Source organism: Streptomyces sp. CA-146814 (genome assembly GCF_050942385.1).
In the GTDB taxonomy this organism is placed as follows: Bacteria; Actinomycetota; Actinomycetes; order Streptomycetales; family Streptomycetaceae; genus Streptomyces.
The window spans coordinates 5,470,825-5,483,077 of the sequence record NZ_CP192068.1 but is presented as its reverse complement, the minus strand read 5'-3'; the positions used below and the strand labels follow the sequence as shown (position 1 = coordinate 5,483,077).

The 12,253-nt window shown below is 71.8% G+C and carries 13 protein-coding genes; 7 read left to right on the top strand and 6 right to left on the bottom strand.

Annotation, left to right across the window (positions count from 1 at the left end; all coding sequences use genetic code 11):
• Nucleotides 1-156 precede the first annotated feature (156 nt).
• From ACQP09_RS24720 to ACQP09_RS24710, 3 genes are read left to right on the top strand one after another with little or no spacing between them, the layout of a single operon-like run.
• Nucleotides 157-1,119: an ABC transporter substrate-binding protein gene (locus tag ACQP09_RS24720; RefSeq protein WP_432149763.1), complete on the top strand. Its 963-nt coding sequence runs from the start codon at nt 157-159 to the stop codon at nt 1,117-1,119.
• Between the two features lie 28 nt (nt 1,120-1,147).
• Entirely contained in the window at nt 1,148-2,116 is a 969-nt protein-coding gene (locus ACQP09_RS24715) for an amino acid ABC transporter permease (protein WP_432149764.1), read from the top strand.
• The gene (locus ACQP09_RS24710; RefSeq protein WP_018509991.1) at nt 2,113-2,877 is read left to right on the top strand and encodes an amino acid ABC transporter ATP-binding protein; all 765 of its coding nucleotides are present in this window, start codon (nt 2,113-2,115) and stop codon (nt 2,875-2,877) included. Before ACQP09_RS24715 ends, ACQP09_RS24710 begins: the two co-directional genes overlap by 4 nt.
• Before the next feature lie 67 nt (nt 2,878-2,944).
• Here the strand turns inward: ACQP09_RS24710 and ACQP09_RS24705 are convergent, their stop codons facing one another.
• Entirely contained in the window at nt 2,945-3,706 is a 762-nt protein-coding gene (locus ACQP09_RS24705) for a class I SAM-dependent methyltransferase (protein ID WP_433403187.1), read from the bottom strand.
• Nucleotides 3,707-3,794: 88 nt separating this feature from the next.
• Between ACQP09_RS24705 and ACQP09_RS24700 the strand changes: the two genes are divergently transcribed.
• A complete protein-coding gene (locus tag ACQP09_RS24700; RefSeq protein ID WP_433403184.1) occupies nt 3,795-4,415 on the top strand; it encodes a CGNR zinc finger domain-containing protein in 621 nt (206 codons plus the stop codon).
• Here the strand turns inward: ACQP09_RS24700 and sodX are convergent.
• Nucleotides 4,328-4,831: a nickel-type superoxide dismutase maturation protease gene (gene sodX / locus ACQP09_RS24695; RefSeq protein WP_433403181.1), complete on the bottom strand. Its 504-nt coding sequence runs from the start codon at nt 4,829-4,831 to the stop codon at nt 4,328-4,330. The two genes, ACQP09_RS24700 and sodX, sit on opposite strands and share 88 nt — an antisense overlap.
• Before the next feature lie 121 nt (nt 4,832-4,952).
• Here sodX and sodN point away from each other — a divergent pair, with 121 nt between their 5' ends.
• From sodN to ACQP09_RS24680, 3 genes are all read left to right on the top strand, one after another.
• Entirely contained in the window at nt 4,953-5,348 is a 396-nt protein-coding gene (gene sodN, locus ACQP09_RS24690; protein WP_003966342.1) for a superoxide dismutase, Ni, read from the top strand.
• Between the two features lie 458 nt (nt 5,349-5,806).
• A complete protein-coding gene (locus tag ACQP09_RS24685; protein WP_433406754.1) occupies nt 5,807-6,943 on the top strand; it encodes a DUF1266 domain-containing protein in 1,137 nt (378 codons plus the stop codon).
• Nucleotides 6,940-8,136, top strand: coding sequence for a DUF1266 domain-containing protein (locus ACQP09_RS24680; protein WP_433403178.1), 1,197 nt, complete (start codon nt 6,940-6,942; stop codon nt 8,134-8,136). The genes ACQP09_RS24685 and ACQP09_RS24680 overlap by 4 nt, the downstream gene beginning before the upstream one ends.
• Before the next feature lie 25 nt (nt 8,137-8,161).
• Here the strand turns inward: ACQP09_RS24680 and ACQP09_RS24675 are convergent, their stop codons facing one another.
• The 4 genes from ACQP09_RS24675 to ACQP09_RS24660 form a co-directional block, all read right to left on the bottom strand.
• Nucleotides 8,162-9,043, bottom strand: coding sequence for an NAD(P)H-binding protein (locus tag ACQP09_RS24675; protein WP_433403176.1), 882 nt, complete (start codon nt 9,041-9,043; stop codon nt 8,162-8,164).
• Entirely contained in the window at nt 9,040-9,435 is a 396-nt protein-coding gene (locus tag ACQP09_RS24670; protein WP_433403173.1) for a DUF952 domain-containing protein, read from the bottom strand. The genes ACQP09_RS24675 and ACQP09_RS24670 overlap by 4 nt, the downstream gene beginning before the upstream one ends.
• A 22-nt stretch (nt 9,436-9,457) precedes the next feature.
• Nucleotides 9,458-11,092: a choice-of-anchor A family protein gene (locus tag ACQP09_RS24665; RefSeq protein WP_433403171.1), complete on the bottom strand. Its 1,635-nt coding sequence runs from the start codon at nt 11,090-11,092 to the stop codon at nt 9,458-9,460.
• A gap of 104 nt (nt 11,093-11,196) precedes the next feature.
• Entirely contained in the window at nt 11,197-12,195 is a 999-nt protein-coding gene (locus tag ACQP09_RS24660; protein ID WP_433403168.1) for an NAD-dependent epimerase/dehydratase family protein, read from the bottom strand.
• Nucleotides 12,196-12,253: the final 58 nt, after the last annotated feature.

Here is a 12,253-nt window from a genome sequence, read left to right as displayed (position 1 = left end):
GGGGGTCGCCCGTTATCCGATTTTGACATGGCTGGGCCCCTGAATGGGTCAGTCCAAATGGCAGGATGCCGTCATCAAACGAGGTGACGACACTCGAAGGTGCGTGCCAAGCCTCTCCGAAAGCACCCTCACCCTCACCTGCCGGAGGATCCCGACATGACCGCAAGCATCATGCGTCGCAAGACCGCCAAGTCCCGGATTGCGGCGGTCGGCGCCATCGCGGTCGCCGGATCGCTGCTGCTCACCGCCTGCGGCGACCAGACCGAGAGCGCGTCCTCGGGGAGCGGCGACAGCACGGCCACCAAGGCCGGCGCCCCGCTCTTCTCCAAGCTGCCGGAGAAGTACCGGAAGTCGGGTGTCATCAAGGTCGGTACGAACGCCGAGTACGCCCCCATGGAGTCCGTCGAGAACGGCAAGATCGTCGGCGTCGACCCCGACATCGCCGCGGCCCTCGGCAAGCAGCTGGGCGTGAAGTTCGAGTTCACCTCCGGCTCCTTCGACGGGCTGATCACCGCCCTCAACTCCGGCCGTCACGACATCGCCATGTCGTCCATCACGGACAACAAGCAGCGCCAGGAGGGTCTGGACGACTCCGGCAAGAAGCTGGGCGAGGGCGTCGACTTCGTCGACTACTTCCTGGCCGGCACCGCCGTGTACACGAAGAAGGGCAACCCGCAGAACATCAAGTCCATCGAGGACCTGTGCGGGAAGCCCGCGGCGGTCCAGCGCGGCACCACGTACGAAGAGGCCCTCAAGAAGCAGTCCAAGGCCTGTACGGACGGCGGCCAGAAGGCCATCAAGATCGAGTCGTTCGAGAACGACACCGAGGCGCAGACCCGCGTGAAGTCCGGCGGTTCGGTCGCCGGTGTCAACGACTACCCGGTCGCGGTCGACCTGGCCCGCAAGGCCGACGGCGGCAACGCCTTCGAGGTCGTCGGCGAGCAGATCGACGCCGGTCCGTTCGGCATCGCCGTCAAGAAGGACAACACGGGGCTGCGGGACGCCCTGAAGGAGGCCGTCGACGCGATCATCGCCGACGGTTCGTACCAGAAGGTGCTCGACAAGTGGGGCGCCGGCACGGGAGCGATCGACAAGGCCGCCATCAACGGCGGCAAGTGACCGGACGCTTCACCGAAGGGCAGTCACCATGACTGACAAGTTCGACAAGACACCCCCCGGCTCACCGGCCGGCCCGGTGTCCGTCTCCAAGGCCGCCACCACGGCCCCGGAGAACATCAAGGCCATCCCGGTCCGCCACGTCGGCCGCTGGATCAGCGGCGTCGTGGTCATCGGCCTCCTCGTCGCCCTCGGATACGCCTTCTCGCAGGGCAACATCCAGTGGCACGCCGTCGGCGACAAGCTGTTCGACAAGAACGTCGTCGCCGGAGCCGGCCGCACCCTGCTGATCAGCGTCCTCGCCATGGTGCTCGGCGTGATCCTCGGTGTGATCCTGGCCGTGATGCGGCTGTCGAAGAACCCGGTCACCAGCTGGGTGGCCTGGCTGTACATCTGGTTCTTCCGGGGCACCCCGGTCTACGTACAGCTGCTGCTCTGGTTCAACCTGGCGCTGATCTTCCCGGTCCTGAACATCCCGTTCATCTACAAGGACGAGATGACGGACGTCATGACCCCGTTCATGTGCGCCCTGCTGGGGCTCGCGCTGAACGAGGCCGCCTACATGGCGGAGATCTGCCGCGCCGGCATCCAGTCGGTCGACGAGGGCCAGACCGAGGCGTCGCACGCGCTCGGTATGACCCAGGCCAAGACCATGCGCCGCGTGGTCCTGCCGCAGGCGCTGCGGGTGATCATCCCGCCGACCGGCAACGAGTTCATCAACATGCTGAAGACCTCCTCCCTGGTCTACGCGGTCACCTACAACGAGCTGCTCCGCTCCACCTCGCAGATCGGCTCCACCTCGTACGCCGTGATGGAGATGCTGTTCGTCGCGTCCATCTGGTACATCGTGATGACCAGCGTGTTCAGCGTCGGCCAGTACTACCTGGAGCGCCGCTTCGCGCGCGGCTCGCTGCGCTCGCTGCCGCTCACGCCGCTGCAGCGCATCAAGGTGAACCTCGCCTCGTTCAGCAACCGGCCCTCCGGAGGTGTCTCCGCATGACCACCCCCATGGTGAAGGCCGAGGGCGTCCACAAGTCCTTCGGCGCCGCCCACATCCTCAAGGGCATCGACCTGGAGGTCGCCCCGCGTGAGGTGTTCTGCCTGATCGGCCCGTCCGGCTCCGGCAAGTCCACCTTCCTGCGGTGCATCAACCACCTGGAGCAGATCAACGCCGGCCGGCTCTCGGTCGACGGCGAGCTGGTCGGCTACCGGCAGAAGGGCGACAAGCTCTACGAGCTCAAGGACAGCGAGGTCGCCCTCCAGCGCCGTGAGATCGGCATGGTCTTCCAGCGCTTCAACCTCTTCCCGCACATGACGGCGCTGGAGAACGTCATGGAGGCGCCGATCCAGGTGAAGGGCGAGGCCAAGGCCGTGGCCCGGGCCCGCGCCGAGAAGCTGCTGGACCGGGTGGGCCTCGCCGACAAGGCGAAGAACTACCCGACCCAGCTCTCCGGCGGTCAGCAGCAGCGCGTCGCCATCGCCCGCGCGCTGGCGATGGAGCCGAAGCTGATGCTCTTCGACGAGCCGACCTCCGCGCTCGACCCGGAGCTGGTGGGTGACGTCCTGGACGTCATGCGCGGTCTGGCCGAGGACGGCATGACGATGATCGTCGTCACCCACGAGATGGGCTTCGCCCGCGAGGTCGGTGACGCGCTGGTCTTCATGGACGACGGTGTGGTGGTCGAGTCGGGCCACCCACGCGATGTGCTGGGCAACCCGCAGCAGGACCGGACGAAGTCGTTCCTGTCGAAGGTGCTGTAGTTCGCTCCACGGGAGAGGGCGGTACGGACACGATGTCCGTACCGCCCTCTTCTTTCCCTCGCGCGCCCTACTTCACGGCGAGGATCAGGCTGTCCGAGGGCGAGGACCAGACCGCGCGGGCCTCGCCGAAGCCGGAGGCGAGCAGCGTGCGGGTGTGCCAGGCGGCGGAGGGCATGTCGCCGTCCGCGTGCTCGCCGTAGATCGCGAACCGTTCGGCGGTGGGTCCGGCGAGGACCGGGTCCTTGGCGGCGAGGGCCCACCACTCGGCCCAGTCCAGGGCACCGGCGGCCTTGGCGCGGTCCATGGCGGCGTGCCGGTGGGCGCGTTCGGCGGCGTTGATGCGCGGGGTGTCCGGGTCGATGGTGCGGTCGGCGTTCATGAAGAGGCCGCCGTCCCGGACGAGCCCGCCGAGCTGCCCGTACAGCACGGCCAGCGGCTCGCTGTGGAACCAGTGCAGGGCGGTGGCGGTGAGGACGGCGTCGTACGAGGTGTGGGGCAGCCGGGTGGTCCAGTCCGGGTCCTTGAGGTCGGCGGCGTGGAAGGTGACCCGGTCGTCGCCGTCGAAGGTGCCGCGGGCTATGGCCAGCAGCGCGGGGTCGAGGTCGACGCCGGTGCTGGTGGCGTCCGGGAACCGCTTGAGGAGCCGGTCCGTAATACTTCCCGTACCGCACGCGAGGTCCAGGACCCGGGGCGCGGGGCCGACGACCGCCTCGACCATGTCCAGCATCACCCGGAACCGCTCCTCGCGGTCCGGCATGTACCACTCCTGCTGCCGGTCCCAGCTCTCCTGCCAGGACTGCCAGTCGGTGCTCGTCCCCGTCTCCGTCACGCCAACCTCCAAGTAAGCCTCATGAACGACGGCCACCCATTACACTGACCGACACCCCGACCCTAGACCGACCCGGTAAGGACTACAAGTGGAACTGGCCTATTACTCGGACTACGCCGTGCGCCTGGTCAACACCGAGGAGCCGGCCCGCAACAAGGACGCCCTCACCTCGGTCGATGCGGTACGGGAGCTGTTCGGCGCCAACCAGCAGGCGGCACGGCGGACGACGGAGGCGGACGTGACCCGCTTCCGTTCCGTACGGGGCCGGCTGCGCGCGGTCTTCGAGGCGGCCGACGGCGGCGACGAGACGCTCGCGGTGGACCTGCTCAACTCGCTGCTGCTGGAGTTCCCGGTGAGCCCGCAGATCTCCGGCCACGACACCCGGGACGAGGACGGCCGGCCGGACTGGCACATGCACCTGGCCGACCACCCGTCGAACGCGACCGCCGGATACACGGCCATCGCGGCCATGGGCCTCGCCTTCCACCTGACCTCGCACGGCGTGGACCGGCTCGGCCTCTGCGAGGCGGCCCCGTGCCGCAACGCCTACCTGGACACCTCCACCAACCGGTCCCGGCGCTACTGCTCGGACCGCTGCGCGACCCGGGCCAACGTGGCCGCCTACCGGGCCCGCAAACGCGCGGAGTCGGACCGGACGGGCCTGACCGCGGAGGCGGCCCAGCCGAGCAGCCCGGTCACCGACCGCTGACCCTTCGGCGTGCTCGCCGGAGGCCGGTAGCGGGCTCGTACCCGGGCCAGGACGAGCTCCTCGGGGACCACCCCGTAATCCGTGCTGTCCCCGCCCGCGAACGTGTTGTCGCCGCGCACCCACCAGCCGCCCGGCCGCCGTTCGACCGCCCGCTTCACCACCAGCAGGTCCTGCTGGAAGGGGTGACGCAGGATCACCACGTCACCGGGGCGCACCGGTGCCCCGTACTGCACCAGCAGCAGGTCCCCGTGGTAGAGCGTGGGCACCATCGAAGGCCCTGTCACCTCCACCACCCGCAACGGCCGCCGCCGCCCGGCCCGTCCGCCTCCGGACACCCGTCCCCACTCCGGCATCTCGGCCACCTCCCGGTCCTCCTCCGGCACCCCGTGCCGCGTACCGCGTTCCGCTCCGTACATTCGGCCGACGGCCCGAATCCCACCCCGGACTTTTGACCTAAGCCCCAGGGGCAGCCACGGAAAGCGGCGCTCCACGGAGTAATGTCCCACCTGAGAAGACGATCACGAGGAGGACAGCTCCATGCTTTCCCGCCTGTTTGCCCCCAAGGTGAAGGTCAGCGCCCACTGCGACCTGCCCTGCGGCGTCTACGACCCGGCCCAGGCCCGTATCGAGGCCGAGTCGGTCAAGGCCGTCCAGGAGAAGTACCAGGCCAACGAGGACGCGGACTTCCGCACCCGCGCGGTTCTGATCAAGGAACAGCGCGCCGAGCTCGCGAAGCACCACGTGTCGGTGCTCTGGAGCGACTACTTCAAGCCCCCGCACTTCGAGAAGTACCCGGAGCTGCACCAGCTCATCAACGACACCCTGAAGGCGCTCTCCGCGGCCAAGGGCTCGAACGACCCGAAGACGGGTCAGAAGGCTCTGGACCTGATCGCCGAGGTCGACCGGATCTTCTGGGAGACCAAGAAGGCTTGATCTTCCCCGGGCCGCCCGGCACCCGCGCTCGCGCGCGTCCGGACAGCCCGCACGACCGCACCCGGTCCGCAGGCCGCCGACAACGGCGTCCATGGCGGGCCGGGTGCGGTCGTTCGCCCCGGGCCATCCCTTTCGGGGGCGGGCCCCGGATCCCGGCGGAGGAGCTGCCCGGCCCGCCGCTGTGCCTGCCCCGCGCCAACCGTGCTCGGGCCGCTGCCGGGTGCGGGGCTGACCACCCGGGGCGGGTGCGGGGCCCGTTTCGTAGGATCGGCTGCGTGATCACGGGGAACGGGGCGGGAGCAGAGGGCGACGGAGCGGTGGCGCCGCCGCACGAGGCGTACCGGACGCAGCCACCGGCGTACGCAGGGAATTCGGAGAGCCCACCGGCGTACGCGGGGGACCCGCCGGCGTACGCGGGGAACCCGGCCCACCCGGGAAGCCCGGCGTACCCGCCCCCCGTGCCGCCCACCGCGATCGAGCGCGCGCTGGCCGCCGCGGTCGCGGGCGGGGACCAGAGCGCGGTGGTGGAGGTGCTGGCGCGGACCCGGCTGTACGTGCTCGTCGCCCGGCTGCACGCGGACATCCCCGGCTGGACGGCCCCGCTGCCCACGATCCGCGACGAGGCGTCCCGGCGGACCTGCGTGCCGGTGCTGACGCCGGGGATGCTGCCGCCGTGGCACCCGGAGTGGGTGTTCCGGGAGGTGAGCCTGGGTGAGCTGGCCCGGACCTGGCCGTACGACGTACGCCGGCTCGCGGTGAACCACGGCACGCCCTACGTGGCGATGGCCGACGCCCGGCCCAAGCACCTCAAGGCCTGGCTCCAGGCCGACGAGCGCACCGGCGGGCACGAGCACGGCGTTCTGCTCACCGACAGCGGTGGGCCGCTGCACGGATCGCTCGCCCACGGACTGGCGCTCGGCGCCCACCTCGCCGTCACCAACGGCCTCATCTGGAACCGGCTCGGCGCCGCTTACGAGGACTACGCCACCGACCGGGCCCGGCTGCGCAGCCCGTGGGGCATCCCGCACCGCGCCGAGTACCGCGACCGCCTCACCTCGCTGATGAGGAACCAGCTGGTCGGGCGCGTCCAGGAGTCCGTCCTGCGCACCCGGCACACCCTGGCCGCCCGGCTGGGGCGTACGCCGGCGCGCCAGGAGTGGGGCGAGGCGGTGGCCCGTGGTTTCGCCGCGCGCGACGCCGACGACCGCGCGCTGGCGGACCGGTCGCTGCACCACATCGCGCTGTACGAGGACAAGCTCCGGGCCGACGGCGCGCTCGCCCCGGACGGCCGCGTCGACACGCTGGCCGCCTTCGACCTCGGCCGGGCGGTCAACGTCGTACGGCTCGCGCTCGGCGCCCGGTACGGCGATCCGTACGAGGCCGAGCAGGACGTGCTGCGGCTCGGCGAACTCGCGCGTGGCGCCTACACCTCGTGGGCGGACTTCTCCCTCGGCTACCTCATGGCCCGCATCGTCCACCGGGCCGAGGACGACGGCCCGGAGGCGGCGGAGCCCACGTACCGGCAGTCCCTCGCCGAGCACCGCGTCCTCACCCAGGACCCCGCCGGCCCCTACCAGAACATCCCCTGGTCATGAACCCGATCCCGCACCCGAACAACGCAAGCCACGTGAACCACCCCGCGCCCCCGCCACCCTGGATCCCGCCCGGCGAGACCGAGCAGCTCCTCCACGAGGCGACGCTGCGCGGTGACGCGCGGGCCCAACTGGCCGCGCTGGCCGGGGCCGAGCTGTACATCCCGGCCCCGCGCGCCGAGGTGGACGCCAAGCCGGACACCGTCACCTGGCGCGCCCACCACGACCCGTCGGGGTTCGTCTGCCGGCCCGTCCTCACCCGGGGCATGCTGCCCGCGTGGCATGCGGACTGGGTCTTCCACGGGGTCTCGCTGCGCTGGGTCGCCGAGTTCGGCTGGCCCGAGGCGGGGATGTTCCTCGGGGTGAACGTGGGGACGCCCGGCCAGCTGCTGCTGCCGGCGACCCCGACCGAACGGGCGCTCTGGCAGCGGGCGTACGCGGAGAACGACCGCCTCCAGGAGAACCGGCTGCTCGCGTTGCGCCACGGCGCGCTGCACGGGCCGCTGGCGTACGGGCTGGCCTGCGGGGCACACCTGGCGATCGCGGCCGCGGTGCCGTGGAACGAGGTCGGCACGGTCTGCCGCGAGTACGAGAGGGAGCGCGCGCAGCTCCGCGACTCCTGGGGCATCACGGACCACGCCGGGTGGCGCAGGCAGCTGGACATCCTCCTCGACGCCCGCAACAGCCCGCCGGAACCGGACTTCGTGCTGCGCACCCGCGAGCAGCTGGCGGCCGGCCTCGGTGAGCTGCCCTCCGCCGACCTGTGGCGGGAGACGGCCGCCGGTCACGCCCAGGACCTCGGGGCCGACGCGGGCACGGTGAAGGGCATCGAGGACCTCGTACGGCGGATCATGCGGTACGAGGCCCGGTTCCGCGCGGACGGGCTGCTGGAGCCGGACGGCCGGGTGCGCACCACGGTCGCCTACGACTACGGGCGGGCGGTGAACCTGGCGCGGTGGGGGCTGTCGGCCCGCTACTGCGCCCCGGCCGAGGCCGAGCAGGCGATCGTGTACGCCGGAGCGCTGAGCAAGTCGGCCCACCGGTCGTGGGAGGACTTCTCGGCCTCGTACGCGCTCGGGCGGGTGCTGCGGTTCGACGGGGAGTCCTACGGCCCGTTCTACGAACAGAACGTCATCGCCCACCGGCTGCTGGCGGAGAGCGAGGGCAGCCCGTGGCGCCACATCCCGTGGCGGTGAGCCGGGGACTGCCCCCTCAGACCCGTCAGACGCCGGGCAGCAGGTGGCGGTAGCTGTCCGGGTGCTCCGCGAGGAACGCGGCGAAGTTCTGGGCCGGGTGGCCGGTGAGAGTGGGCACCGCGTCGGAGACGGCCGCCAGTTCGCCGACCGCGATCGCCTCGTACGAGGTGACCCAGCCGGCCACCTCCCACTCCTCGGCCCCGAGCCCGGCCCGGGACGCGTAGGCCTCCTCGACGGTCTCGGGGACGTAGCGGATCGAGCGTCCGGTGACCCGGCTCAGCTCCTCGGCCGCCTCGGCGAGAGTGAACGCCTCGGGACCGGTGAGGTCGTAGCCGCGGCCGTCGTGGGCGGTTCCCTCGTCCAGCAGTACGGCGGCCGCCGCGTCCGCGATGTCCTCATGGGCGACGGCGGCGACCCGGCCCTCTCCTCCCGGACCGCGCAGCACGCCGTCGGCGCCGGTCATCGCGGGCAGCCCCGCCAGGTACCAGTTGTCCCGCAGGAACGTGTGGCGCACGTCGGCCGTGCGGATGTGGGCCTCGGTGTGCCAGTGGTCGCGGGCGAAGGTGAACGTGGCGTCGGGCGCGGCACCCTGGAAGGACACGTACACGATCCGCTCCACGCCCACCGCCACGGCCGCGTCCACCGCCGTGATGTGCTCGCGCACCCGGTCGGGGCTCTCATGCGCCGAGACCAGGAACAAGGTGTGCGCCCCGTCCAGCGCCCGGCGCATGGCCTCGCCGTCGCCGTAGGGAGCGGCGGGCGCGCGGTCGGCACCGGGCAGGTCGGGGAGGCGGGCCGGGTCGCGGCCGAGGAGGCGTACGGGGACTCCGGTACGGGCGAGCCGCTCGGCGACCCGGCCGCCGACGGCTCCGCTCGCTCCGGTCACCGCGGTGAGGGGGCCGTTCACTGGGGTTCGTCTTCCTCTCGTCGTGCCTGGTGCCAGTCCTCAAGGCGCCGCACCTCCACGACCGCGTCCACCGGAAGCGGTCCGTACAGGTGCGGGAACTCCTCGCCGCCGGGCTTCATCGCCTCGTACCGGACGGGGACGGTGAGGCGGGCGGGGTCGACGACCAGGACCACCAGGTCGTGGCCGCCATCCCCATGCCCGTCCCCGTCCTCGCTCCCGACTCCGTCCCCGTACAGCATCCTTGCCACGCCCGGGAGTTGGCCGGGCAGGGAGAGGTGGATGAAGCCCTCCTCCTGGAGGGTGCGGCCGCGGGTGGACATCTCGTACGTCCCGGTCCCGCGGGCCGCCTCCCAGAGAGGTGCTTCGGCGAGGTGCAGCAGTGGTTCGGTCATCGAACCACGCTAGCGGGCGCTGCTAGTAGGTGCGGCGACGCGCCCTGCGGGTGGCCACGAGGACCGTTCCACCGGCCGCCACCAGCGCTGCCGCGATGGAGCCGATGATCCACTCGCCGCCGCGCGATCCGGTGTCGGGCAGCTCACCGGGGTCGGACGGCGACGGCGACGGCCGCCACGTCGGCGACTCGGTGGGCCCCGGCGTGGGGTCGGTGGGAGTGGGGGTCGGGTCGGTAGGCGTCGGGGTGGGGTCGGTGGGAGTCGGGGTGGGGTCGGTGGGAGTCGGGGTGGGGTCCGTCGGCGTGGGCGTCGGGTCCGTGGGGGTCGGCGTGGGGTCCGTGGGAGTCGGCGTCGGGTCCGTGGGAGTCGGCGTGGGGTCGGTCGGCGTGGGCGTGGGGTCCGTGGGAGTCGGCGTCGGGTCCGTCGGGGTCGGCGTGGGGTCCGTGGGAGTCGGCGTCGGGTCCGTCGGGGTCGGCGTCGGGTCCGTGGGAGTCGGCGTGGGATCCGTCGGCGTGGGCGTCGGATCCGTAGGGGTCGGGGTGGGGTCCGTGGGGGTCGGCGTCGGATCCGTGGGAGTCGGCGTAGGCGTCGGCTCCGGGTCGCACGTCGGGAGGTCGCCGTCGAACGGGTACGCGTGGATCTCCTGGCCGCCCGATGTGCCCGAGGTGTGGGTCAGCGAACCCGCCGTGTAGAAGCGGCCGTTGGTACCGCTCATGGTGAGCGTGGTCGTGCTGGACGGCTGCCCGATGAGCACGCTCCCCTGGAACTGGGCCGGGCCTGTCAGCGTCAGGTCCGTCGCGTCCGGGAAGTTCCACAGCAGGCGCTCGCGGAGCCCCGGATTCGGGAGGGAGCCCATGAACGTGGCGACCGTACGCGCGTCCCCGTACACGTTGACCAGGACCGTCGCCCCGGCCGGGATACCGGCGAAGGTGAAGCCGGCGTTGCCGCCGGTCGAGGAGACCAGGTCCGCGTCCACGTCGAAGACCTGGATCGGCGAGGTGTTGTCGCCGGTGAAGGTGAACGTGTCACCGGCCAGCGTCCAGCTGCCGGTCGTCGCGCGGTGCTCGTCGCCGTCGTACGCGTAACACCGGCTGGCCTCGGTGAGCTGCGGGCGGAGACTGGTGAACGGAGCGACCGCGTCGGGGTCGGGGCGCGGGGCGTCCAAGGGGTTCACCGTGCCGCTCAGGGATGCGGCGTAGGCGACCCGGCCCGAGTGCTCGCCCTCCTCGGCGAGGAGGCGCTTGCCGGGGGCGATCAGGATGTCGCCGCCGACCGACAGATAGTCGGACCCGTCCGGCGGCGGGACCCGCGAACCGACGCCCACCACACCGACGTTGTAGATCTGCGAGGCCTCCGGCCGCTTGTCCATGTCGAACCGGCCGAGGGTGACGATCTTCCCCTCCGCCTCGGCGGCGGCCTCCCGGACCAGGTAGTCGCCACCGACGTAGATGTTGATGTTCTCGTCGAAGCCGACGACCGGACCGTTGTTGGGGTCGTTCCACACGGACGGGCACCTGCTGCCGAGGCAGGGGCCGAGCCCGCCCGGCAGCGGATCGGCGGCGGCGGCCGGGGCCAGCATGCCCACCATCGCCGCGGCCGTGGCCACTGTCACTGCTGCCCGGATTGCGTTGCCGCGCCTGCGCGCCTGTTGTTCCATGCCGCGCAATATGCATCTTTAATACTAGTCATTTCTTATGACACGCCGGATTTGCTCCCATGTGTAGGCCTATAGGCGGGCCAGGAGGGGTTCGGCAGGAGGGTTCAGAGGGCCAGCAGCTTCTCCTCCAGCCGGGGATCGAGGCCGACCGGCGGCCGGTCCGGCCGCTGGGGCGCGGTGCCGCCTATGTCGCGCAGCCAGGTCCAGGTGTCGGCGACGGTCTCGGCCACCGGCCGGCAGCGCAGCCCCGCCGCCTCGGCCCTGGCATGACCGCCGCGGTGCAGCGTGTCGTACAGCTCCCCCTCCGGGAGCCAGATCGGCAGCCCGGTCCACGGCTCGACCCCGGCGGCCAGCAGCGCGTCCGGGTCCGTCCAGCGCAGCTCGGCGTCGGAACCGGTGGCCCGGACGCAGGCGTCGAGCAGCTCGCCCATCGTGGCGTGGCCGGCGCGGCTGACCGTGTTGTACGGGCCGTGCAGGCCGACCGCCCCGGCGTCCAGGATCCAGCTCGCCAGGTCGCGCGCGTCGACGTACTGGAGTCCCGCCGTACGTGGGCCGGGTGCGATCACCGGGCCGCCTCGGGCCATCCGCGTGAGCCACCAGGGCAGCCGCCCGATGTTCTCACCGGGGCCGATGATCAGACCCGCGCGCGCCAGCAGGGCCCGGTCACCGAAGGCGTCGAGGGCCGCCAGCTCGCCGCCGCGCTTGGCCCGGTCGTACGGCACGTCCCCCTCCTCGTCGGGAGAGGCACCGGCCACCAGCGGCCCGTCCTCGTCCAGACCGGCGGGCGCGGGAAAGGCGTACACGGAACGGCTGGAGACGTACGTGTAGTGGCCCGCGCGGTCCGCCAGCAGCCGGGCGGCGTCCCGTACGGCGGTGGGCACCCCGCTCCACGTGTCGACCACCAGGTCCCAGCCGCCCGCGTGGCCCGCCAGCGCCGCGAGGCCCCGCTCCCCTCCCGTACGGTCGCCCGTCAGCGCGCGCACGCCCGGCGGCGGCGCGTGGTGGCCGCGGTGGAAGACGGTGACCTCCCAGTCCCGCTCCAGCGCGGCCTCGGTGACGGCCCGTCCGACGAACTCCGTACCGCCCAGCATCAGTAGCTTCATGAATCGAGCCTGCCCGCTCCGGCCGCCCCGGGGAACATCCGCACGCCGTCAGCAGAGC